We start from the raw sequence: 23,847 nt of genomic DNA, 5'->3' as shown, positions 1-23,847 counted from the left end.
TTTTTACATAATTTATATTATGTAAAACATTTTCTGAAGAAAAGGTGCAGCTTTATGACAGATAAATTTGCAGAATTTCTAAAAATCGCATCTCAACTGAATAAGATAGGAATTATTCCACTGCTGATGGGCTCCTTGGGGCTGGAACAGGTTACTGGTCAGGACTGGCAAGCGCGTGATATCGACATTCACGTTCACGGTGATGAACGTGGCTGGGAAGCGCTAGATGAAGGTCGTATTTACGATATGGACAAGATCGAGCCCATGATGGGGCGTCTAGGTTATCGTTTAGTCGATCTGCACGAGCACGAATTTCAAAAAGAAGGCTTGTCTATTGAATTCGGGGTCATGGAAACCTTGGAGTCCTTTTCAGGTGTGTCAATAGCGGAGCTGTCTCGAAAAGAAATTGAAGGTGTTGAATTTCTACTGCCAACTGCAGAGCAATTTTTAGCTATCTACCGTGCCTCTTCCCAAGATTCTTACCGAAATGATAATAACAATCGTAAAGATTTTGCTAAGATTGCTTATTTGGAAAAAATGATAAAATGAAAGACTTTCAGGAATCCTCCTGTCTGTCTTTTTTACTTTCTTTTTGTTATAATGGTCAGAGTGAAAATCTAGAAATATCCAAGGGAGAGTATCATGTCATCATCCTATATCAATGTTATCGGTGCTGGATTGGCGGGTTCGGAAGCAGCCTACCAAATCGCAGAACGAGGTATTCCCGTCAAACTTTATGAAATGCGAGGTGTCAAGTCGACGCCTCAACACAAAACTTCGGACTTTGCAGAATTGGTCTGCTCTAACTCTCTAAGAGGAGATGCACTGACCAATGCAGTCGGTCTGCTCAAGGAAGAAATGCGGCGGTTGGACTCGGTCATTTTAAAGTCAGCGGAAGCGACTCGGGTACCAGCAGGTGGTGCTCTAGCGGTTGATAGAGAAGGTTTTTCTAAGATGGTAACGGAGTTGGTGACCAATCATCCATTGATTGAGGTCATGCGCGAGGAAATCACCGAAATTCCAGAAGATGCTATTACAGTCATTGCGACAGGACCCTTGACCAGCGATGCTTTGGCAGAAAAAATCCACGCGCTCAATGGCGGCGACGGATTTTATTTCTACGATGCAGCAGCGCCAATCATCGATGTCAATACCATTGATATGACCAAGGTTTATCTCAAATCCCGCTATGACAAGGGCGAAGCGGCCTATCTCAATGCTCCAATGACTAAACAAGAATTTATGGATTTCCATGAAGCTTTGGTCAATGCGGAGGAAGCACCGCTCAATTCCTTTGAGAAGGAAAAATACTTTGAAGGCTGCATGCCTATTGAAGTAATGGCCAAGCGAGGCATTAAAACCATGCTTTATGGACCGATGAAGCCGGTTGGCTTGGAATACCCAGATGATTACCAAGGCCCTCGGGATGGTGAATATAAGACTCCATACGCTGTGGTGCAGCTTCGTCAGGACAATGCAGCGGGCAGTCTTTACAATATTGTCGGTTTCCAAACTCATCTCAAGTGGGGAGAGCAAAAGCGTGTCTTTCAAATGATTCCTGGCCTTGAGAATGCAGAATTTGTCCGCTATGGAGTTATGCATCGAAACTCCTATATGGACTCTCCAAATCTTCTAGAACAGACTTTCCGCTCCAAGAAACAGCCCAATCTTTTCTTTGCAGGTCAAATGACGGGTGTCGAAGGATATGTCGAATCAGCAGCTTCTGGTCTAGTTGCTGGTATCAATGCCGCTCGACTCTTCAAAGGAGAAGAAGCACTTGTTTTTCCAGAAACAACAGCTATCGGCAGCCTGCCACATTATGTTACCCATGCTGACAGCAAGCATTTCCAACCCATGAATGTCAATTTCGGTATTATCAAAGAGCTAGATGGCCCTCGGATTCGTGATAAGAAAGAGCGCTATGAGAAGATTGCTGAGCGTGCCTTGCAGGATTTACAGCCTTATTTGGATAAATAATCTATTTTCTATCATTATCTAATAAAAATCATTAAAAAGTTAGGAATTTCCTAACTTTTTTGCTTAATTTGTGTTATAATAAATAAAAATTTTGAAAATAGAAAGTTTTCTGAAAATGAATAAATCCTATTTCTATCTTGATATGAAAACTCATGAGTTGGTGGTTCCTTACACCAAACAAAAACGGCGCGTTCGAGTGCTGCTCCCTAAAAATTATGAACAAGATACTAAAAAGACCTATCCTGTCGTCTATTTTCACGATGGACAAAATGTCCTCTATAGCAAGGAATCTTTCAGTGGACATTCTTGGAAAGTGATTCCAACAATCAAGCGCAATCCCGATATTGAAAAAATGATAGTCGTGGCAATTGACAATGATGGACCACGACGGATGGATGAGTATTCCGCTTGGAAGTTTCAGGAGTCCAATATTCCTGGTGTTCAGTTTGGCGGTAAGGGCACAGAGTACGCAGAGTTTGTCATGGATGTCGTCAAACCTTTTATTGACGAAAACTATCGGACTAAGCCTGACCGCCAGCATACGGCTATGATTGGTTCTTCACTGGGGGGCAATATTACCCAGTTTATCGGCATTGACTATCAGGATCAGGTCGGCTGTCTAGGTGTTTTTTCATCGGCCAACTGGCTCCACCAAGAAGCTTTTGACCGTTACATAGAGCGTCAGAAGTTGCATCCAGACCAGCGAGTTTTCATCTATGTTGGCACGGAGGAAGCTGATGATACTGACAAGACCCTCATGGCAGGCAATATCAAACAAGCCTATATTGATTCTTCACTCAGTTATTACCGTCAGCTGATTGCTGCTGGTGTGGAGCTGGACAATCTGCACATCAAAATCCAATCTGGAGCGATTCACAATGAAGTGGATTGGGCGGAAAATCTACCTGACTGTTTCCGTTTTATCAGTGAAAAGTGGTAGAAAAAGAAGCTAAAAGGAGAAAACAAATGCATGTAGAATTTTTAAGTCATTGGAGCGGTCATCTGAACCGTGAAATGTATGTCAATCGTTACGGTCATGCTGGCATTCCAGTGGTAGTATTTGCCTCGTCAGGCGGTTCTCACAATGAATATGCTGACTTCGGCATGATTGAAGCCTGCTCTTGGTTCATCGAGACAGGGAAGGTGCAATTTTTTACCTTGAGCAGCGTAGATAGCGAAAGCTGGCTGGCGGACTGGAAACATCCCCATGACCGCGCTGAGATGCACCGTGCTTATGAGCGTTATGTTATTGAAGAGGCGATTCCTTTTATAAAACACAAGACAGGCTGGTTTGATCCAATGATGACGACAGGCTGCTCTATGGGCGCTTATCATGCCGTCAATTTCTTCCTCCAGCATCCAGATGTTTTCAATAAAGTGATTGCCCTCAGTGGTGTCTATGATGCACGTTTCTTTGTCGGTGACAACTTGAACGACGAAGTCATTTATCAAAACTCTCCAGCAGACTATATCTGGAATCAAAATGATGGTTGGTTTATTGACCGTTATCGACAGGCTGATATTATCGTTTGTACCGGTTTGGGCGACTGGGAGCAGGATGGCCTTCCTTCATTTTACACACTGAAAGAAGCCTGCGAACACAAAAATATCCCAGCCTGGTTTGCTGAATGGGGACATGATGTGTCTCATGATTGGATTTGGTGGCGCAAGCAGATGCCATATTTCTTGAGCCAGTTAAATCTCTAAAATGTTAAGTAGAAAGGAAGTCTTACTATGAATTATATTGTTATTTCACCTTATTATCCAGAAAATTTCCAACAGTTTACGATTGAGCTGGCTAACAAAGGTATTACGGTGCTTGGTATCGGACAGGAGCCTTATGAACAGTTAGGACCAGGTCTCCAGAACGCTTTGACAGAGTATTTCCGTGTTGACAATTTGGAAAATCTGGACGAAGTTAAACGTGCGGTAGCCTTCCTTTTCTACAAACATGGACCGATTGACCGCATTGAATCTCATAATGAATACTGGCTGGAGCAAGATGCCCAGTTGCGGGAACAATTTAACGTTTTTGGAGCCAAGCCAAATGACCTGAAAAAGACAAAATTCAAGTCTGAAATGAAGAAACTCTTCAAGAAAGCTGGTGTGCCAGTCGTTCCAGGTCAGGTTGTCAGAAAACTATCGGATGTGGATCAGGCTGTCAAAAAAATCGGCCTTCCTCTGATTGCCAAGCCAGATAATGGAGTGGGAGCAGCAGCCACGTTTAAGATTGAGACAGCTGCGGATGTCGAGCATTTCAAGGCTGAATGGGATCAGGAGACTGTCTATTTCTTTGAAAAATTTGTGACTTCTAGTGAGATTTGTACGTTTGATGGACTGATTGATTCCGAAGGAAATATTGTCTTTTCAACCACTTTTGACTACGCCTACACACCGCTTGACCTCATGCTTTATAAAATGGATAATTCTTACTATGTACTCAAGGAGATGGATCCAAAACTTCGTGCTTATGGAGAAGCCATCGTCCAAGCATTTGGCATGAAAGAGCGCTTTTTCCATATCGAATTTTTCCGCAAAGACGATGATTACATAGCTATCGAATACAATAATCGTCCAGCAGGTGGTTTCACCATCGATGTTTATAATTTTGCTCATTCGATTGATCTCTATCGTGGATACGCGAATATTGTGGCGGGTGAGCCTTTCCCTGAATCAGACATGGAGCCGTTATTCTGCTTGGCAACATCTCGTCGCGCAAGCTCACATTATGCCTATTCAGAGGCGGAGTTGTTAGAGAAGTATCGAGATAACTTTAAAGTCAAAAAAGACATGCCAGCAGCCTTCGCAGAGTTGCAAGGTGACTACCTCTACATGCTGACCACTCCAAGTCGAGAGCAGATGGAAGAGATGATTGCGGACTTTGGAAAGAAAGCAGAGTGATCTTTTATAGTAAATAGTTTCCTTACAGCGGTGAACATCCACTCAGCATATATAATAGTGTTGCGGAAATAGAATGAGAAGATAGTTTTTAATCTATTGAACCATTCAAAAAATCTAAGAATGATAGTTTGTGAAATATTTATTTTTGATTTATCAATCAGCCTATCCATGCGATATGCTGATTTTTCTTTGTGAAAAAATTTGAGCAAAAACTTTGACAGTGCTTACAATATTCGTTAGAATAGAAGGGAAATAAATAATGCTTATACCCTGTATCATTCGGAATGATAGGACAGTTAGAACGCTTGGGATATTCAAAATATCCTAGTACAACTTAAACAGTTGCAGCTGCCTGTACATACGATTGAATGGGGTTTTAGAAAGGCAAAGAAATGGCAACCTTAGATAAATCTCTCTTACTAGAGATGTTCCGTAAGATGGAAGAGATCCGTCGCATGGACTTGAAAATTGCGCAACTTGTAAAAAAAGGAAAAGTTCCAGGCATGACTCACTTTTCAGTTGGTGAGGAAGCAGCAAACGTAGGTGCAATGTTAGCTTTGAATCCGGATGATTTAATCACTTCTAATCACCGTGGACACGGTCAAGCCATTGCCAAAGGCATTGACCTGAATGGTATGATGGCTGAAATCCTTGGTAAGTATAATGGTACTTGTAAAGGAAAAGGTGGCTCTATGCATATTGCCGATCTGGATGCTGGAAACCTTGGTGCCAATGGTATCGTAGGTGGCGGTATGGGAATCGCTGTCGGAGCAGCTCTTACTCAGCAAATGCAGAAGACAGGCAAGATTGTTGTCTGCTTCTTTGGTGACGGTGCTACAAACGAAGGTGTCTTCCACGAAGCAGTCAACATGGCTTCTATCTGGAATCTTCCAGTTATTTTCTATTGTATTAACAACGGTTATGGAATCTCTGCGGATATCAAGAAAATGACCAATGTGGAACATATCCATCAACGCAGTGCAGCCTATGGCATTCCAGGCATGTTCATAGAAGATGGAAATAATGTTCTCGATGTCTATGAAGGCTTCCAAAAGGCTGTGGAGCATGTTCGCAGTGGTAAAGGACCTGTCTTGATTGAGAGTGTGACTTATCGTTGGTTGGGACACTCGTCTTCCGACCCAGGTAAATACCGTACTCGTGAAGAAGTAGACGAATGGAAGAAGAAAGATCCAATCGAAAATCTTCGTAACTACTTGCTGGAAAACAAGATTGCAAGCGAGGAAGAGCTGGAAGCTATCCAAGCTGGAGTCAAAGAAGCAGTAGAAGCATCTGTGAAGTTTGCAGAAGAGAGCCCATTCCCGCCGCTTGAATCTGCCTTTGAAGATATTTACGCAGACTAAAGAGAGGAGAAAAAGAAAATGGAAACTAAAACAATGTCATTTCGTGACACCATTATCCTCGCTATGTCTGAGGAAATGCGTCGCGATGAAAATGTACTCTTGATGGGAGAGGATGTCGGGGTCTTTGGTGGAGATTTCGGAACATCTGTTGGTATGCTGGAAGAATTTGGACCTGAGCGTGTACGTGACTGTCCGATTTCAGAAGCAGCTATTTCTGGAGCAGCAGCTGGAGCAGCTATGACAGGACTCCGTCCAATCGTGGATATGACTTTCATGGACTTCGCTGTGATTGCCATGGATAATATCGTCAACCAAGCGGCTAAAACTCGCTACATGTTTGGAGGAAAAGGCCAAGTTCCGATGACCATTCGTTGTGCGGCTGGTAATGGAGTTGGCTCTGCGGCTCAGCACTCTCAGTCTTTGGAATCTTGGTTTACCCACATTCCAGGCCTCAAGGTAGTAGCACCAGGTACGCCTGCTGATATGAAAGGCCTCCTCAAGGCTTCTATCCGAGACAATAACCCAGTTATTATCTTGGAATATAAGTCTGAATTTAACCAAAAAGGGGAAGTCCCAGTTGATCCAGACTATCTTATTCCGCTTGGCGTTGGTGAAATCAAAAAGGAAGGTACAGACGTAACAGTCGTTACCTACGGAAAAATGCTGCGCCGTGTTATGCAGGCGGCTGAAGAATTGGCAGAAGAAGGTATTTCTGTAGAAGTCGTTGACCCACGTACATTGGTGCCGCTTGATAAAGAAATTATCATCAACTCTGTTAAAAAGACTGGTAAGGTCGTTCTGGTCAACGATGCCCACAAAACAAGTGGTTATATCGGAGAGATTTCAGCGATTATTTCTGAATCAGAAGCATTTGATTATCTAGACGCACCAATCCGCCGTTGTGCCGGAGAAGATGTGCCAATGCCTTATGCACAAAACTTAGAAAACGCAATGATTCCGACCGTTGAAAGCATCAAAGACGCTATTCGGAAGACATATCATAAAGAATAAGGTATAATAAAGAAAAGGTTTTCTCATGAATTAGATTACATAAATTATTTTATGTAATCTAATCTTGTGTAGAGGGTCAAAGATGTTAAAACTTTTGTGATGGCTGATAGTCGTTACAAATAGCATTAAAATAACTTGTAGGGTTAAGACTGGAAGGAATCAAAACTATCTTTCTTTGCAGTCAGTGCCCTTAGTATCATAATTAGAATTGGAGAGGTCATGGCTGATGATAAGCTAAGAGCGACTCCTGCTGCTAGAAAGTTAGCGGATGATTTGGGAATCAACCTCTATGATGTTTCTGGCTCAGGTGCAAACGGTCGTGTCCACAAAGAAGACGTGGAAACTTATAAAGATACAAACGTGGTGCGGATTTCACCACTGGCAAAACGAATTGCCCAAGAACATAATATCGCTTGGCAAGAAATTCAAGGAACTGGCCATCGTGGCAAGATTATGAAAAAAGACGTCCTTGCCTTTCTGCCTGAAAATATTGAGTCGGATACGATTAAGTCTCCAGCTCAAATCGAGAAAGTGGAAGAAGTTCCAGACAACATCACTCCTTACGGTGAAATTGAGCGGATTCCAATGACGCCAATGCGGAAGGTTATCGCGCAACGGATGGTAGAATCTTACCTAACTGCGCCAACCTTTACCCTCAACTATGATGTTGACATGACAGAAATGTTGGCCCTGCGTAAAAAAGTTCTGGAGCCAATCCTAGAAGCAACTGGCAAGAAGGTAACAGTGACAGATCTGCTTTCGCTTGCTGTTGTCAAAACATTGATGAAGCACCCTTATCTCAACGCTTCATTGACGGACGAAGGTAAGACGATCATCACTCACAATTATGTGAATTTGGCTATGGCGGTCGGTATGGATAATGGCTTGATGACACCTGTTGTTTACAATGCTGAAAAAATGAGCTTGTCAGAGTTGGTTGTTGCATTTAAAGACGTGATTGGTCGTACATTGGATGGCAAATTGGCTCCAAGTGAACTGCAAAATTCAACATTCACAATCAGTAACTTGGGAATGTTTGGTGTTCAGTCCTTCGGTCCTATCATTAACCAACCTAACTCAGCAATCCTCGGGGTTAGCTCAACAGTTGAGAAACCTGTAGTTGTAAATGGCGAGATTGTGATTCGTCCAATCATGAGCCTTGGATTAACGATTGACCACCGTGTTGTAGATGGTATGGCTGGTGCTAAGTTTATGAAAGACTTGAAAGCCTTGGTTGAGAACCCAATCTCAATGTTGGTTTAAATAATACAGTATTTATTTTTAGAGATATAGATAAAGGAAGTAAGACATGGCCTTAGAAGTAATTATGCCAAAAGCCGGCGTGGATATGACAGAAGGACAAATCGTCCAATGGAATAAAAAAGTCGGAGAATTTGTAAAAGAAGGAGAAATCCTTTTGGAAATCATGACTGATAAAGTCAGCATGGAATTGGAAGCCGAAGAAGATGGATACTTGATTGCCATCCTCAAAGGAGATGGTGAAACTGTCCCAGTAACGGAAGTCATTGGCTACCTTGGTGAAGAAGGGGAGAACATCCCAACAGCTGGAGCTGCAGCGCCAGAAGCTAGTCCTGCACCTGCAGCTAGTGCCTCAAACGACGACGGTAAGAGCGATGATGCCTTTGATATCGTTGTGATTGGTGGAGGTCCTGCTGGTTATGTAGCAGCCATTAAAGCAGCCCAACTCGGTGGTAAGGTTGCCCTTGTTGAGAAATCTGAACTCGGTGGAACCTGCTTGAACCGTGGATGTATCCCAACCAAGACCTACCTTCACAACGCTGAAATTATTGAGAATATCGGTCATGCAGCTAACCGTGGTATCGTCATCGAAAATCCAAACTTCACTGTTGATATGGACAAACTTTTAGAAACTAAATCTAAAGTTGTCAATACCTTGGTAGGTGGTGTTGCAGGACTCCTTCGTAGCTACGGAGTTACTGTTCATAAGGGTGTTGGTACCATCACTAAAGACAAGAATGTCTTGGTTAATGGTTCTGAACTGCTTGAAACTAAGAAAATTATCCTGGCTGGTGGTTCAAAAGTCAGCAAGATTAACGTTCCTGGTATGGAATCGTCACTCGTGATGACAAGTGACGACATTCTTGAAATGAACGAAGTGCCAGAAAGCCTTGTTATCATCGGTGGTGGAGTTGTCGGTATCGAACTCGGTCAGGCCTTCATGACATTTGGTTCAAAAGTGACTGTTATCGAAATGATGGATCGTATTGTTCCAGCCATGGATGCTGAAGTGTCTAAGAACCTTCGACTTATCTTGGAGCGCAAGGGTATGACCATTCTGACTGAAACTAAGTTGGAAGAAATCATCGAGGAAAATGGTCAACTTCGTATCAAGGTTGAAGGAAAAGACGATATCATCGCAAGCAAAGCTCTTCTTTCAATTGGCCGTGTGCCAGACCTTGAAGGAATTGGCGATGTTGAGTTTGAATTGGATCGTGGACGTATCAAGGTCAACGAATACATGGAAACCTCTGTTCCAGGCATCTACGCACCAGGTGATATTAACGGTACTAAGATGTTGGCTCATGCAGCTTTCCGTATGGGTGAAGTAGCAGCTGAAAATGCCCTTAAAGGAAACCATGTTGTAGCGAAACTCAACTTAACTCCTGCAGCCATTTACACTCTTCCTGAAGTAGCAGCAGTAGGTCTGACTGAAGAACAAGCACGTGAGAAATATGATGTCGCTATCGGTAAATTCAACTTTGCAGCCAATGGCCGTGCCATTGCCTCAGATGCAGCTCAAGGTTTTGTTAAAGTCATCGCTGATAAGAAGTACGGAGAAATCCTTGGTGTTCACATCATTGGTCCTGCAGCTGCAGAATTGATCAACGAAGCATCAAGCATTATCGAAATGGAAATTACTGTTGAAGAAATGCTGAAGACTATCCACGGACACCCAACCTACTCTGAAGTGATGTATGAAGCGTTTGCGGATGTTTTGGGAATGGCTATCCACTCACCTAAGAAAAAATAAAGGATGTCTCGTCAATGAAATATATCATTAACAATAGCAATGATACTGCCTTTAATATCGCTCTTGAGGAGTATGCTTTTAAGCATCTCCTTGATGAGGATCAAATTTTCCTACTCTGGATCAATAAGCCGTCGATTATTGTCGGGCGCCATCAAAACACCATCCAAGAAATCAACCGCGACTATGTGCGGGAACATGGTATTGAAGTGGTTCGCCGCATTAGCGGTGGTGGAGCTGTTTATCATGACCTTAACAACCTTAACTACACGATCATCTCAAAAGAGGATGAAAACAAGGCCTTTGACTTCAAGAGCTTCTCAACACCAGTAATCAATACCTTGGCTCAGCTTGGTGTAAAGGCTGAATTCACTGGACGGAATGACTTGGAGATTGATGGCAAGAAATTCTGTGGCAATGCGCAAGCCTATATCAATGGCCGTATCATGCACCACGGTTGCTTGCTCTTTGACGTTGATTTATCAGTCCTAGCAAATGCCCTTAAGGTTTCAAAGGACAAATTTGAGTCAAAAGGCGTGAAATCCGTCCGTGCCCGTGTAACCAATATTATCGATGAATTGCCAGAAAAAATCACAGTTGAAGAATTCCGTGATCTGCTATTGGAATACATGAAAAAAGAGTACCCAGAGATGACAGAATACGTCTTTTCAGAAGAAGAATTGGCGGAAATCAATCGCATCAAGGATACTAAATTTGGTACGTGGGACTGGAACTACGGCAAATCACCTGAATTTAACATCCGTCGCGGAACAAAATTCCCTAGCGGTAAGGTCGAAGTTTTTGCCAATGTTATCGAGTCTAAAATCCAAGATATCAAGATTTATGGTGACTTCTTTGGTATCGAAGACGTCGCAGCAGTAGAAGATGTCCTTCGCGGTGTTCGCTATGAACGTGAGGATGTCCTCAAAGCACTGGAAACAATAGATATTACTCGCTACTTTGCTGGTATCAGCCGTGAAGAAATCGCTGAAGCAGTAGTAGGATAAAAACATAGAGGCTGGGACAAAAGTCCTAGCCTCTCAATTGTCTTTGGATTGTCGAGCAAGACGCAGGGGTTGAGTGGGCTCTACTACGCTGATTTCATCAGCATTTACACCCCTACTCAACTGTGCGGAGGTGGGATGACGAAATCGAATTCTAACGAATTACCGATTTCTGTCCCACTCTCTTTTTGAACTCAGTTTTACCTATAAATAGTTTCTAATATGTTACTTTTATGGTATTATATAGATGGATAAAGTCGTTTGAAAAGCTTGAAGTATCTGTCTTCAACCTTCCCTTAGAAAGTGTGATCTTATGAAACGAGTCTTTATTATCTTTTCTAATCTTTTTGTCACCAGCTTTCTTCTTTGGATTGCCTTTATTTCACCAAATACGCTCATCTACCGAAGCCTCCCTGTAGTAGGAGTTCTTAAACAAGAAAGAACTGTCACCTCTGAGGAACTTTCAACCAACTTGAATCAGTTAGCAAGGGAAAGCACTAGTGTAATCGCTCGCCAGATTCAACAAACAGATTCGCAAGGTCAAGTCAAGTTCTCCTATGATATTTACGGAGAGGGAGAGCTTCCCAAGGGCATCAAAAAAGCAGATAAAGAAGTCGCTTCTAAGAAAAGCTTACTTACCAATTACTATATACTCTCAGGGAAGTTACCACTCGAAAAGTTGGATCAAAAACTACACGAACTTGGTTTCTCAAAGACTTTCATGAATAAGCCTAATCTCTTGCAGAATTTTATGGCATTTTTTGGATCTGGTTCCCAATCCTTAGCCTTGGTTATTTTTATTCTTAGCTTTAGTGCATTGGCCATTATTCAAAAAACACTTGAATTGAGGAGTGCAGGGATTCGTTATATTGCAGGGATGAGACGGTACCAACTCTTTGGACGTTCTCTCATGGAAGACAGCAGAGAGCTGCTTTTAGGATGTATTGGAGCCAGTGCCTTAGGATCCATTTTGACTTATTGCTTACAATTAACCCCCTTTGCCTATTCCTTCATTATTTCAAGTAGTATCATTTATAATACGCTCTTGCTCATCGTATCTGTTCTCCTGTCCTTTCTTTTTGCCTTCGGCATCCAGACGGTGCATCTAGTTAGCCTTTTAAAAGGGAAAATTCCAGTAAAAAGGATTTTAGTTTTTCTCTTTACCTGTCAATTTCTCGCTGTTGCTCTCATTGGCCTTGCTATTCATCGGGTCAGTATCTATGGTTCTAGCTGGCGGACTTACCAAGAGGGGAAAGTGGCTTGGTCTAAAGAGACGAATTGGGTTCAAATTGGTGTCAATCGGGAGGATTTTTCACAGAATACAAACAAAGAGACGCAAATTGAGAACAGAGCAAAATGGTCTAAGCTCATCGAGTCTGGCATCGAAAAAGGTGGTCTCTTGGTCTATCATCAGCTCGCATCTTTTGATTCAAAAGGCTTCATGAATGATCCTAGAACAGGGAGAGATCTTTCGATCACAGATTACGATCCTCTTGCCAATACCCTGTATGTCACTCCAAATTATCTTGATATCCAAAGAATCTCAGTTTCCCCTGAGGAAAAAGAGCGCTTGAATCACTTGCAAGCTGGAGAATTTGGACTCTTGCTCCCTGAAAAGTTGAAGGGTCAAGAAGAGGAGTTGAAAAAACGGTACGAAGATTATCTGACTCCTAGAGATGAACAAGGAAAGAGTCAGTTGCCCATGAAAGCACGGGTGACCTATCTTCCTAACAACCAAAAACGCTTTATTTATAACAATACACCTATGAACTATCAGCAATTCTTGACCGATCCGATTTTGGTTGTTGTTCGACCTAAAAGCTTTGGTGGCTACGACAATCCTTATTTCTCTCAACTCAATTCTTATCTGTATTTTGATGGACTCGAAAAAAGCAAGAAGCTAGTAGCTGAGCATGGGCTTGAAAAAAACGTAAGTCAATACGACTATGCAGCAGCTGTCTATCAGCAGATGATGCAATCCATTCAATTAGAGAACCTCATGGCCATTGCTGGCGGTATCTTCGGAATGGCGACCTCCATTCTACTCTTTAACACCATGAATTTCCTCTATTTTGAAGAGTTTAGAAAACCGATATTCCTGAAGAAGATTGCGGGTATGGACTTTTTGAAAATTCACCGAAGCATGCTCATATCAGAGATTGTCATGCTGCTATTAGGTAGTGTCCTGATTTTCTTTCTCACACAGGAATGGTGGATCGCTCTTGTCGCGCTCTTATTATTTGCGACCAATGCATGGCTGATTCTCCTTTACCGCTCGCATAAAGAGGACCATTTCTTGCCCATTATTCTGAAAGGAGCCTAATATGATCAAAATAGAACACCTGACAAAATCATTTGGAGAACGGATTGTCTTTCAGGATATCAATCTGCAATTTGCAACAGGAAAGGCATATGCCCTAATCGGAAATAGCGGTTGTGGCAAGACAACCCTACTCAATATTCTGGCTAAGCTAGAGCCTTATGATAAGGGAAGCATCAGCTACCGAGGGCAAGAGCTTAATCAAATCAAATCTCATCACTTTTTCAAAAATGAATTAGGCTATCTCTTTCAAAACTTCGGTCTTCTTGAAAACGAGACCGTAGCTGCCAATTTAGAACTTGGATTGATTGGTCAAAAATGGACTAAACAAGAGAAGAAGCAGCGAGAAGAAGAAGTCCTAGAAAAGGTGGGATTGGATTATCTCACACTCGATCAAAAAATCTACGAATTATCAGGCGGAGAAGCGCAACGTGTCGCCTTGGCCAAAGTCATCCTCAAGGATCCTCCCCTGATTTTGGCAGATGAATTAACTGCAGCACTCGATCCCGAAACTTCACAAGAAATTATGAACTTACTATTATCATTGAAAAAGCCAGACCGCTTGATGATTCTTGCAACGCATAATCCAGCGATTTGGGAAAAGGCCGATGAAGTGATTCGGTTAAATACTATTTAAGTTAAGTAAAAATGCTCTATGAACAAAACATCATAGAGCATTTACTGTTGTATGTGTCATAATTTTAGTTCTGAAAACTATAGTTTGTCCAGAGCATTCTTTTGCTCATCATTGACGATATGAGTATAGAGGTCAGTGACTTGTGTACTGGCGTGTCCTAGCTGGTGGCTGACAAGAACTTGAGATTTAGTTGCATCATACAAACGTGTAGCAAGTGTATGGCGGAGTTTGTGAGGCGTCACTCGCACCTTGAAGTCCTCAGAATACTTGGCTACCATTTTTTCGACACTGGAAGCATCAATTCGATTCGGAGTGCCACGGTATTCCGTCAAAAAGAAGGCTGTATCAGTCTTTTCGGCCTTGTATCGTTTGCTCCGAATGTTTAGATACTCTTCTAAATAGGGCTTGGCAAAAGCAGCAACATTGACAGAGTCCCTTTTACCGCCTTTTCTTGTCACTTCAATGACCATCATCTTTAGATTGATGTCTTTTAGGTCCAGATTGACAGCTTCAGACAGACGAACACCAGAGGCTAGCAGCAAGGCAATGATGGCTAAATCTCGTTCTTTGTTCTTGTTGAAAGAGGACAGGGCGCGATTAGAGAGCTTCTTAGGGTACTCCGTATCGATATATTGGAGAAATTCCTCGGTTTCATCTCCTAAAAAGAGCTTCTGCTTAATATTCTCTGCACGAGCAGCCAGAGTCTCCTTTTTCTTCTTAGTAGCAACCTTCTTCATCACATTTCGATAGAAGTAAGGCTCGCCCTGCTCATTTTCAACTTCCTCAGTTAAATATTTGTAAAGGCTGGACAAAGCCGACAGAGTCCGGTTGATGGTTGTCTGGGAAACACCGTTTTGCGTAGTATTAGCATTGAGGAGCGGCCGCTCCCGTAAGTATAGAATGAAGGCCTCCATGTCTTTCTTGGTCATATTTTCCAAGACCGAGAGAGGAATCTCAGCAATATGGGAAGCATCCGTGATACCAGATTCTAGCACCCAATTAAAAAAGCGATCATATTCTTTGAGATATTCGTATAGGGTTGTAAAACTATATGGCACCGCCAGCTTAGACTGATAATATTCCAAAATGTACCAGGGCATAGTGGCCTTGAGTCTGTCAATTCTTTCTAATAACAGTTCACGTCTCATCATATTTCTCCGTTTTTTCTGTAATAGTAGTATAGCATATCTAGATGTATTTTTCAAGAAAATTATAGTTTTTCGGAAAGATGTTAGAGAGAGGTAAAGCGTTAACCGAAAAAAATTTTTGAGCAAAAAATGTACTTTATTCCCGTGAAAACTAAATCTTTCGCATACTAAAATTCTGTACACTATCTACTTGAAAACTAAAAATACAATCTTTTAAAATAATGTACTTTATAAAAATCTATGATAAAAAACAAGTTCAAATTTGAACCTGTTTTTTAAATTTTCCTATAAGGAACAAAATGTTCTCTTTTTCGTCTACGCCCTTTACAAAATATGCATGGCTCGATAGATCGTTTTACATTTGCAATCTTATCTACGATAGCCATTCTATAACGATGCTCTGGATTGTTCTTACAAATCCACCAAAATCTTAATTTCGTACTATTTGTGATTCTTTCTGGACCTCCTAGAATAAGATTATTAAGGTAGTCCCACTCATTCATTAAATCTTCAAAAGAGATATTATCTTGTCTTTCTTTTAATTCTGCACAAAATGGACACATTTCTTTAAGATCTTTTGTCTCGGAACTTAAATACTTATTTAGTATAATGCTGAAGCGCTCATGAAATTCGAAGTTACATTCTTTGCAGCGCCATAAATAAAACCTTTTTTCAGTTAATAATGGAACAAAACTATCTATTGAGACTTTATTATTTGGTGCCCACAATTTTGCTAGTTCAGGGTACAAATAATCAAATGTATTATACCCATTCAGAGGCTTATCGTTGTTACAGAAAGGACAACACTGAGAAACTTCTCTTCGAATTGGGATAGAACATAAATATGTCCCATGACACTTTGAACAATCCCACCAATATTTTTTCGTTTCTATTGTTGTCTGAGATAAATGAATAGGAATTTTATTTTTATCGCTCCATTCTTTGATGAGTTTTGGTTCTTTAAGGAAAATATTATTTTTAAATACCTCAGTCCTCCAGTCACATTGATTGGGACATGTTTGAAAGTTTTGATTTTCTAAATCGGTTCGACTGATCATTTCGGCTGGGCTACATTGAAAGTTGATTTTACAACAAGGACAAACCCAACTAACTACATTATTTGACTTAAACCAATATTCGGAAAAATCCCTTTCATTACTGAGGTCCCAAAATTCCCTCAAATAGGGATGTGTTTCATTTAGTGTATTAAAATCCTGAAGTTTTTCTCTATTTGAACAAAATGGACAAGACCTATCTGTTTTTTCAAATAGTGAGCATGAATACTCTCCGTGACAATTCGTACATTCCCATAACACATGAACATTAGATAATACATCAACTTGATTAGGTGTAATATTGTTCCTTTTAGACCACTCCTTGAGCATGGAAGAATTTAAAAAAGATAGAGGAGAAACATCAAAATCTTTATCCAATAACTCTTCAAATGAAGAATGACACTCCAAACAGTAATGACCACTTCTTTTAATTCGGTTCAATAATCTATCAATAGATAATTCAAATTTGCAATGACACTTATCACATTCCCAATGGATAGGTACTGTTATATTGTAACTCAGCTTCAGTTCGTTAAATTTAAATTTGTTTAAATGTTCGCTATAGATTTTAGCTAAATTTGGATAAATTGATTTGTAATCGCAATGATAGGAAGTTTCATTGCAGCCAAAATGAAACAAATCCCCACTTGTTAGTTGAAATAACCTCTTATTTGTCGCAGAATCTTTCCAACTTAATTGACACGTCGGACATTTAAAATTGAATTTTCTTTTACTATTGAACGGCAAGGTAAGAAGTTTCTCATCTAATTCTTCATCTTGCTCAATGCTGTAGTTTATATAATTTCTGAAATCGGGATAAACCTGAAGGACGCTCTCATTTTCATCAATGGAACGTTCACCTAATCCACAATGGGGGCAACACCTAAGATATTCATAACTGTCAAGCTGCACATCAATGATTTTCGCTTCCCAATGGTGTTGACAATAAGGGCAAGACCAATAGGCATATTTTAAACTATTTGACGATATTTTTTTGGGGTCAAGAACATTTCGTTTTTGATCCCAGTACATGTAAATAGCTGGATTATCTTTAACTTTCTTGTTCATTTCTTTCCTCATTTATAATTAGTTTTGCTGTCTAGTAAGTTTTTAATAGAAACCACTTTAGTTGATTTTTGAGGATTTTCTTGTTCAATAAGACCACCAGAATGAAAATCTATTTCTGAATCAGCGGTGATGATATTGTCTGCTAGGAAATCCTCACTGATAACCTTTTGAGAATATTTTAACAATCCTTCTGCTTTTAAAAGCTCATTCGCAATTTCTGGATAGACACTTGTTTTGATTATTTGTAATAGTTTTTGATTCTCATCACTTAACTCATTTTCTCTTTGTAGCTTCTGTTTTAAATCTTCATTAGTTGACTGTAGTTCAGAATTTAAACTACGTAACTTATCTGCTTCTTGTTTATAGCTGGCCGCAATGTTTGCTATTTTCTTGTAGTATTGGCTAATTTCCACCAATGCTCTTTTCATAGCACCTGGAGCACGATTTTTTGCCATAAAATTGTCAGGATCTATGGTCTTATAAGTAATTACAGCTTCATAATTTTCATCTTGGTATTTAATTTCACTTTCTTTTAAAAAATCCCTGAATCTTTTATTACGTCTAATGGTTGTATCCGCAACATTTTGATAGCCATTATTCCTAACATAGTCACCAAACCGAGGGATTTTTACCAAGCTTAAATCACAGGAACACTGGGAAATTAAATACTGTTCAAACAAATGAATCAATTCATCATCAGAAATTGATTTCTTTCTAGCCATTAGACTTATTCTCCTCTAAAGATAGTTGTTTAGCATTTAAGTAATCTTGATAGGTATTGCTAACTGTTTTTAATTTCAACAAAGCTTCTCCAATATCTTCAATATGACCTTTCCCTTGCCTAACTTTTCTAATCGCTTCATCTACAACCATAGCTTTTTCATCAACTGACTTTTTAAATGTTTTATCCATTGAAAAATAATCTTTACCTGCTTTACGGTAAAAAGGGCAGCTCGTACAAGCACCTAGTTCTGCATGCTCACTAATAACTTTCAGACAATCTGAATAATCACCTTTCGCAAAGCGGGGTGAGTAACACCGTCCTTTATTTTCTAAAGTGATGTATTGTCCTTGTGCTGTATAAAATGGCTGTCTCTTACTTATGGTGTAATTCGTATTCTTACTCGTTAGTTTACGATACATTTGATAACTACGACATTCAATAAATTGGCTTAAATTTGAAAAATAGTGAGATGAAGTTGTCACATCTTCATGACCAGCTAAAAGCATAGCTGTAACAGGACTAGCCCCTTCTGCAATTAAATTGATCATTGCAATGTGTCTCGTATCCCCAATATGAATCAAATTAATCTCGTTTTCATCTAATCTAGCTGGAAAACTAAAATAATTAACTTGATAACCGTATTTTTGAGAAATAATCTCATTAAAAAAATACCTCAAAATAGTATTGAGATTAGTGTAAGTTAAAAATCGGTTATTAACACCTGTTCGACGACCCCAACGGTTATAATGAGGATCAGTCACAAATAATGTATCTAATTTAGTAGAATTATCATTTTCCGTAAGTTTGAGGTAAGTCTTTATTTCAGAAGCTAATGAATTAGTAATTTCATAAGTATTCAAAGTATAATCTTCAGAAATTTTATGTGCAACAAGTCGATCCCTTCCTTTGATTATATTTCTCCTTAATGTAAGAAAATATTTTCCATCTTTCTCGGTTAAACAGTTTCTTTGTATTAAAAGAAATTCTCTTGGCCTTAAAGGTAAAATTGCTGTAATCTGCCACCAGAGATACAATGGATAATAAAATAGACGTTCTTTCTTAGATAATGTTTGAGACCAATAATCATTTAAAATGTCATTAAAAGTAAAATAGGATTGAAATTGCGCTAATTGTCTTTGCTGTTTTGACCTCTGCTTTTTTTGAAGGTTGATAGTTAATTTATTATCTAATTGCTCCAATAGTTGATTTAGTTGACTATCATCTGAACAGGGAAGATTTGAGAAAAAGTCAATACATAAACCAGGAAATTTTACAGAAATATTTTCTAAATCTAAAAACGTATCTTTGGTTGTATTTTTAATAATTTGTTTAATATCCATTAGAAATAGCTGTAAAGTTTTTAAAACATGTTGTTTCATTGAGAAAACAATAAAACTTTTTAAGTAATCGATAAATTTCTTATAAGGCAACTGAAAAATTGATTGATAAAATCTCCTATATTGAAATTCAGAAATGTTAAAAAACAGGCTAATATTGGCATATTCATTTGTAGTTTCCCATTTCTTATGATCAAAATCGTAACTTAGAATAATTCCTTTATCAAAATAGTCATCGAAAACTTCTTTTGCTCGCAGAACACAATCACGGTCAAAAGTTTCAAAATAATTTTCAATTTTAAAAAGTTTAGCTTGATTGTTCAATTTATTAACTCCTTTATTATTTCTTCGTAATCATGTAACACGTCATCTCCATATTGCTCGCATAAAGCTTGCAACATTTCAGTTAAACAAGGTTTTATTTGTTCTTCTAAAATACTCCGAATTTTACCTTTTTCTAAATCAGTTCGAACTCTAGAGTATTGTTTGTTCAAACGATTGAATTCTCCTACTAATAACAATAAAGTAGATTTCGTTTGTAATTCATAATGACAACCGATGCAATGTTGCCTATCGTCATATGGACAAATCTTTCCAAGCGCAGATAAAAGACACATGCTTTCACCTTGTTTTGAGAAGGCTTCACCGTTTCCTATACGATGACAAATAGTAAGAAGTTGATTAGGCTCTGCTTCTTCTTCTACCAAAATCTTTAATGCCTTTTGCGATTTCACTTCTGCCTGAATGCTTAAAGCCAATGTTTTTTCAATCTCATTTGGTGTCAAATCTAACTGTTTAATCATCTGAGTCTGTTGACTAGGACTTAATTCTTTATACTTTCCTCTAGTTACAATCGTCAGGATCATTGATGGAATCATAGATAAAACACCTCGTTCAAATAGTTCTCTCGCAACCATTTCTGGTTTAAGCTGGCTTAGTTGGGCATCTTTTAGGTACGTTGTTGTAGTTTGTGCAAATTCATCGAATGAACCTTTATGGCTACGGGCTAATGCGGCTAAAAAATAGCCTTTAATATTTAACTCAGATTTTTCTTGCAAAACATCATCTGCTAACATGGCAACAGTTTGAAGATAGGATTTATTTGCAGATCTAGAACTAAAATTCCTTTCAAGAAATAAGTCTCCAATTTCTTTCCCCATATATCGATTAATTCGTTTATATTCTTTTATTTGTCGAATTAAAGGTTCATCATTATTATCTTTATTCAACTGATAATGAGCTTCACAGATAGCCAACAACGTTCCAATCAATACCTGACAACTCTCAGGGACCTGAAATTTAATCTGACTAATATTTTTAGTTCGCTTTGTTTTGTTTGGAGTAATATTTAAATAAGTTAAACGAGTTGTAATACTTAAAAGAGTTCTTCTTGCCTCACTGCTACTCCAATTACCACTTCTAACTGATTTTAGAACTTCTTTCGGTGTTCTAGGAAGTTGTGGATGTCCAAGTTGTTCTAAATCTGTTCCACGTAGCGCACATATAAAATGAAGTGCTAGAAATAGCCAGGTATCTGCGTAGTCTTTTGAGATTGCTGCTTTATAAAGCATATCTTCTTTTCTAATGTAATTGTCATTAAAAAGAAAATACAGTAATTCTAAATATTCGTCTAACTCATAAGCGTTAGTCTCCTGTTCTAATGTGTATCGAGGTGTAAATTCATATCTTTTGTGATAGTTACATCTCATTTTATTCATTAACCACTTTAAAAAATCAATAAAAACTTCGCCTTTTTGCTTTTCAAGTGCATATACTGCTTCTTCAACCAACAATTCAATCTCATTATCATTACAGAGAAATAAATCTCTTTTAAGATAAAAAGCAAGAAAATCTTGAACATAAAACATGTTTTCCTTAGATAAGTTGCTATCTTCTGAGTATTGCTGAAAATATTTGTAAGTTAATGGGAATTTTTGTTTAAATATAGGCTGAATTCCTGCTAAACCAGTTGGTCCAAGAAGATAATTGGTTATTTTTTCTATTAATAATTGAGCATCTTTATCTGAGATAGAATAGTTATCCAAATCAATCTCAATATTAAACCAATTGTTATCAACTAAAAACTTACTAATTTTGCCTTTATACTGTATATCGTTTTTTCCGAGTTCACTTAACAGATTTTCGATCAAAGATTTAATTGAATAAGTCATACATTACCTTTCTAACTTATCACCAAAAAGTTCATTTGCTCGCCAATTCATATAGTCAAAAACACCATTATTAACTTGACCATATTGTTTTGCGATTTCTCCTTTGTTTTGTAGATAAACCCAAGCACTCTCAGGCGATTTATCACCTCTTGCTGACATAAGCTCACTTATTTCAGAAACCCCAGATAATACTAACTGTGTCGTGTACCAGTGTCTGAAAATATGTGGGGAAATATTATGCTCCTGCAAAAGCTGCCCAAAAAAGACAACCTCTGCATCATCAGATTTTAAGAAGATTGGGATCATTTCGTCGCGAATAATCTTACGAAATCGTTGATAGTATACATCGTATGATAATGCTTTTCCTCGTCTGTTAAGATTTAAAGGTCCATAATCCTTCTCATACTTCTTACCTTCCAGATAAGTCATATAGTCATTATAAGTGTCTAAAAAGACCTCCAGAAAGATATAAGGTACTGCTTGAAGTCTTTCCTTTTTAATCCGTCCAGTTGGCTTTAAATCGCTTCGGAGAGGTATTTCTTTTCGTAGATCGATCTCAATCTTAAATACTTGCCCATCACTTTGGTGAAACAAAATACCTGGCCCTAGAGGACTATCTTCACGTCTTACATTGCATGCTTCTGATGGTCTTAAGCCAACAAAGGCTCCCAAGGCCACAACCATGAGTAGATCTTTATGATAGTGTGCTATGTGAGAAAATAACATCTCAAAAGCACTATTTGGCATATCACGAAAAATAGCTTTCTCAGTGTTGCTATCATTTACGTATATTTCAAAATTTGGTTCTTTACGCTTTATAACCCGTCCTCTACTATTCGTAAAAGTTGTCGTAGAATACAATTCTTCTGCTTTTAACTTAGCCTTTCCCTCTCGCTCACTTAAATAAAGAGTTAAGAAGTCAAGAACTGCATTTACGCATTTTTCAACGGTGCTTTTCTTTCTTTTTTCTCTATCTCCTGGTAACTGAGATAATCCATAAAGCGTAAAAAATTCTCTAACCATTTCAAGTGTAAGTTGATCTATACTTTTAAGTCCAGAAGTACCAAATATAAAATTTAGAAACTTAACAACGTAAGAAAAGCGTTTATTCCCATCATCTGAAATAGACTTGATTCTTGAAGTAGATTTAACATAACGATGAAAATCAGTAAATTGTAAGTTGCCGTCATCGTGCTTCAGAACGATAAATTGCTTTGTCACGATGTTGTTATCACCTAAAACTAGTGAATGTTTATATACAACAAATCTCATGTTATCTCCTTGTTTAATATGACTGAAGGTTCTGACTGGGTTTTAGGATGTCAATACACAAAAAAACGATCAAATCAGTACCATTTTCCTTTGTGCTCTAAACTGCATAAAGGGAATATCGATGAGTACTTTCATTGATCGTTATTATTATTTGAATTAATTCAATAACAAAAGTAACTTCATCTAAGTAATAAGAGCAATTAATTAGCTCAGCAACAACGATAACCACAGCAACTCCTTCTAAACAATGAAAGGAATATCCGCCGTGGCTATCTATTTACTTTTTTTCTTTTACTTTTGTAAGTTACTTTTGTTATTTTTACTTTTTCTGTATTATATCATATTTTGATTAAATTGTCATCTGAGATAGTGATTTTAAAAAAACTGGAAATTTTTTTAATTGTATATTTTGACAATAAAAAACATTTTTATATCAATTTAATGATTTTAGAGCGTTTTTAGCTTATTTGATTTTAAAGTTGTCGTCTATTCCTCAGGATTACTTGAAGAACAGGAAAAATTCGACAACAAAGTAGTCGATCTATTCAGTTATAAAACCTATGAAGGTCTTTCTGCTGGAACTGGCCACTCCTACTTTGGAGATGTAGATTATACTCTTACTTATTCAACTGAGAATATCCCTCATGATTTCTCCTCATGTGCTGAGAGCTTTCTTCTATACTAATAGACGAAAGGGTGTGAAAATGATTTTTAAATGATACTGTGGAACGGAACAGTAGCCCTAGTATTGACTACTGTCGTTTCTATTCATATTGGCTATTCTAGGACTGAGATGAAAAAATCTATAAATGCTCAGAATAAAATTGAACCCGCAAATCTCCCCAAAACAA

18 protein-coding genes are annotated in these 23,847 nt (G+C 38.6%); 12 read left to right on the top strand and 6 right to left on the bottom strand.

What is annotated here, in order from left to right; translation table 11 throughout:
- The first annotated feature begins 54 nt into the window (after window positions 1-54).
- The 12 genes from PAN94_RS03430 to PAN94_RS03375 all read left to right on the top strand — a co-directional run bounded on the left by PAN94_RS03430 (window position 55) and on the right by PAN94_RS03375 (window position 14,221).
- The gene (locus tag PAN94_RS03430) at window positions 55-549 is read left to right on the top strand and encodes a phosphoribosylanthranilate isomerase (RefSeq protein WP_285874614.1); all 495 of its coding nucleotides are present in this window, start codon (window positions 55-57) and stop codon (window positions 547-549) included.
- Between the two features lie 93 nt (window positions 550-642).
- Window positions 643-1,977 carry a methylenetetrahydrofolate--tRNA-(uracil(54)-C(5))-methyltransferase (FADH(2)-oxidizing) TrmFO gene (gene trmFO / locus PAN94_RS03425; protein WP_285874612.1) on the top strand — a complete coding sequence of 445 codons (1,335 nt, stop codon included), beginning with the start codon at window positions 643-645 and terminating at the stop codon, window positions 1,975-1,977.
- A 115-nt stretch (window positions 1,978-2,092) separates the two neighbouring features.
- Window positions 2,093-2,917 (top strand): alpha/beta hydrolase, encoded by an 825-nt coding sequence (locus PAN94_RS03420; protein ID WP_285874611.1) that lies wholly within the window; start codon window positions 2,093-2,095, stop codon window positions 2,915-2,917.
- Between the two features lie 26 nt (window positions 2,918-2,943).
- Window positions 2,944-3,684, top strand: coding sequence for an esterase family protein (locus tag PAN94_RS03415; RefSeq protein WP_005591929.1), 741 nt, complete (start codon window positions 2,944-2,946; stop codon window positions 3,682-3,684).
- Window positions 3,685-3,711: 27 nt separating this feature from the next.
- The gene (locus PAN94_RS03410; protein ID WP_285874610.1) at window positions 3,712-4,878 is read left to right on the top strand and encodes an ATP-grasp domain-containing protein; all 1,167 of its coding nucleotides are present in this window, start codon (window positions 3,712-3,714) and stop codon (window positions 4,876-4,878) included.
- Window positions 4,879-5,270: 392 nt separating this feature from the next.
- Window positions 5,271-6,239: a thiamine pyrophosphate-dependent dehydrogenase E1 component subunit alpha gene (locus tag PAN94_RS03405; protein WP_285874609.1), complete on the top strand. Its 969-nt coding sequence runs from the start codon at window positions 5,271-5,273 to the stop codon at window positions 6,237-6,239.
- An 18-nt stretch (window positions 6,240-6,257) separates the two neighbouring features.
- Window positions 6,258-7,250 carry an alpha-ketoacid dehydrogenase subunit beta gene (locus PAN94_RS03400; protein WP_285874607.1) on the top strand — a complete coding sequence of 331 codons (993 nt, stop codon included), beginning with the start codon at window positions 6,258-6,260 and terminating at the stop codon, window positions 7,248-7,250.
- A 219-nt stretch (window positions 7,251-7,469) separates the two neighbouring features.
- Window positions 7,470-8,513, top strand: coding sequence for a dihydrolipoamide acetyltransferase (locus PAN94_RS03395; RefSeq protein WP_285874606.1), 1,044 nt, complete (start codon window positions 7,470-7,472; stop codon window positions 8,511-8,513).
- Between the two features lie 46 nt (window positions 8,514-8,559).
- Complete coding sequence (lpdA, locus tag PAN94_RS03390; protein ID WP_285874605.1) at window positions 8,560-10,263, top strand: dihydrolipoyl dehydrogenase; 1,704 nt, start codon at window positions 8,560-8,562, stop codon at window positions 10,261-10,263.
- A gap of 14 nt (window positions 10,264-10,277) precedes the next feature.
- Window positions 10,278-11,267, top strand: coding sequence for a lipoate--protein ligase (lplA, locus tag PAN94_RS03385; protein ID WP_285874604.1), 990 nt, complete (start codon window positions 10,278-10,280; stop codon window positions 11,265-11,267).
- Between the two features lie 310 nt (window positions 11,268-11,577).
- Window positions 11,578-13,587 carry a DUF1430 domain-containing protein gene (locus tag PAN94_RS03380; protein ID WP_285874603.1) on the top strand — a complete coding sequence of 670 codons (2,010 nt, stop codon included), beginning with the start codon at window positions 11,578-11,580 and terminating at the stop codon, window positions 13,585-13,587.
- Between the two features lies 1 nt (window position 13,588).
- Window positions 13,589-14,221, top strand: coding sequence for an ABC transporter ATP-binding protein (locus PAN94_RS03375; RefSeq protein WP_285874602.1), 633 nt, complete (start codon window positions 13,589-13,591; stop codon window positions 14,219-14,221).
- Window positions 14,222-14,298: 77 nt separating this feature from the next.
- On the opposite strand, the gene xerS is transcribed toward PAN94_RS03375, so the two are convergent.
- From xerS to PAN94_RS03345, 6 genes are all read right to left on the bottom strand, one after another.
- On the bottom strand, window positions 14,299-15,369 hold the full coding sequence (gene xerS, locus PAN94_RS03370) for a tyrosine recombinase XerS (RefSeq protein ID WP_285874999.1): 1,071 nt from the start codon (window positions 15,367-15,369) through the stop codon (window positions 14,299-14,301).
- A 275-nt stretch (window positions 15,370-15,644) separates the two neighbouring features.
- A complete protein-coding gene (locus PAN94_RS03365; RefSeq protein ID WP_155167737.1) occupies window positions 15,645-17,492 on the bottom strand; it encodes a zinc-ribbon domain-containing protein in 1,848 nt (615 codons plus the stop codon).
- Between the two features lie 8 nt (window positions 17,493-17,500).
- Window positions 17,501-18,214, bottom strand: coding sequence for a hypothetical protein (locus tag PAN94_RS03360; RefSeq protein WP_049550152.1), 714 nt, complete (start codon window positions 18,212-18,214; stop codon window positions 17,501-17,503).
- Entirely contained in the window at window positions 18,207-19,877 is a 1,671-nt protein-coding gene (locus PAN94_RS03355) for a hypothetical protein (protein ID WP_049489377.1), read from the bottom strand. Before PAN94_RS03355 ends, PAN94_RS03360 begins: the two co-directional genes overlap by 8 nt.
- Window positions 19,874-21,724 carry a hypothetical protein gene (locus tag PAN94_RS03350; RefSeq protein ID WP_025197155.1) on the bottom strand — a complete coding sequence of 617 codons (1,851 nt, stop codon included), beginning with the start codon at window positions 21,722-21,724 and terminating at the stop codon, window positions 19,874-19,876. The genes PAN94_RS03355 and PAN94_RS03350 overlap by 4 nt, the downstream gene beginning before the upstream one ends.
- A gap of 3 nt (window positions 21,725-21,727) precedes the next feature.
- Complete coding sequence (locus tag PAN94_RS03345; RefSeq protein ID WP_006151645.1) at window positions 21,728-22,996, bottom strand: site-specific integrase; 1,269 nt, start codon at window positions 22,994-22,996, stop codon at window positions 21,728-21,730.
- Window positions 22,997-23,847 lie beyond the last annotated feature (851 nt).

This window comes from Streptococcus sp. SC1, from assembly GCF_030272855.1.
Classification (GTDB): domain Bacteria; phylum Bacillota; class Bacilli; order Lactobacillales; family Streptococcaceae; genus Streptococcus.
The sequence above is the reverse complement of the archived record's forward strand: the minus strand, read 5'-3'. Positions and strand labels throughout refer to the sequence as shown.

What these genes read in the sequence shown, in the direction of transcription:
- PAN94_RS03430 (WP_285874614.1), top strand. Translation starts at nt 55, where the DNA reads ATGACAGATAAATTTGCAGAATTTCTAAAAATCGCATCTCAACTGAAT.
- trmFO (WP_285874612.1), top strand. Translation starts at nt 643, where the DNA reads ATGTCATCATCCTATATCAATGTTATCGGTGCTGGATTGGCGGGTTCG.
- PAN94_RS03420 (WP_285874611.1), top strand. Translation starts at nt 2,093, where the DNA reads ATGAATAAATCCTATTTCTATCTTGATATGAAAACTCATGAGTTGGTG.
- PAN94_RS03415 (WP_005591929.1), top strand. Translation starts at nt 2,944, where the DNA reads ATGCATGTAGAATTTTTAAGTCATTGGAGCGGTCATCTGAACCGTGAA.
- PAN94_RS03410 (WP_285874610.1), top strand. Translation starts at nt 3,712, where the DNA reads ATGAATTATATTGTTATTTCACCTTATTATCCAGAAAATTTCCAACAG.
- PAN94_RS03405 (WP_285874609.1), top strand. Translation starts at nt 5,271, where the DNA reads ATGGCAACCTTAGATAAATCTCTCTTACTAGAGATGTTCCGTAAGATG.
- PAN94_RS03400 (WP_285874607.1), top strand. Translation starts at nt 6,258, where the DNA reads ATGGAAACTAAAACAATGTCATTTCGTGACACCATTATCCTCGCTATG.
- PAN94_RS03395 (WP_285874606.1), top strand. Translation starts at nt 7,470, where the DNA reads ATGGCTGATGATAAGCTAAGAGCGACTCCTGCTGCTAGAAAGTTAGCG.
- lpdA (WP_285874605.1), top strand. Translation starts at nt 8,560, where the DNA reads ATGGCCTTAGAAGTAATTATGCCAAAAGCCGGCGTGGATATGACAGAA.
- lplA (WP_285874604.1), top strand. Translation starts at nt 10,278, where the DNA reads ATGAAATATATCATTAACAATAGCAATGATACTGCCTTTAATATCGCT.
- PAN94_RS03380 (WP_285874603.1), top strand. Translation starts at nt 11,578, where the DNA reads ATGAAACGAGTCTTTATTATCTTTTCTAATCTTTTTGTCACCAGCTTT.
- PAN94_RS03375 (WP_285874602.1), top strand. Translation starts at nt 13,589, where the DNA reads ATGATCAAAATAGAACACCTGACAAAATCATTTGGAGAACGGATTGTC.
- xerS (WP_285874999.1), bottom strand. Translation starts at nt 15,369, where the DNA reads ATGAGACGTGAACTGTTATTAGAAAGAATTGACAGACTCAAGGCCACT.
- PAN94_RS03365 (WP_155167737.1), bottom strand. Translation starts at nt 17,492, where the DNA reads ATGAACAAGAAAGTTAAAGATAATCCAGCTATTTACATGTACTGGGAT.
- PAN94_RS03360 (WP_049550152.1), bottom strand. Translation starts at nt 18,214, where the DNA reads ATGGCTAGAAAGAAATCAATTTCTGATGATGAATTGATTCATTTGTTT.
- PAN94_RS03350 (WP_025197155.1), bottom strand. Translation starts at nt 21,724, where the DNA reads ATGACTTATTCAATTAAATCTTTGATCGAAAATCTGTTAAGTGAACTC.
- PAN94_RS03345 (WP_006151645.1), bottom strand. Translation starts at nt 22,996, where the DNA reads ATGAGATTTGTTGTATATAAACATTCACTAGTTTTAGGTGATAACAAC.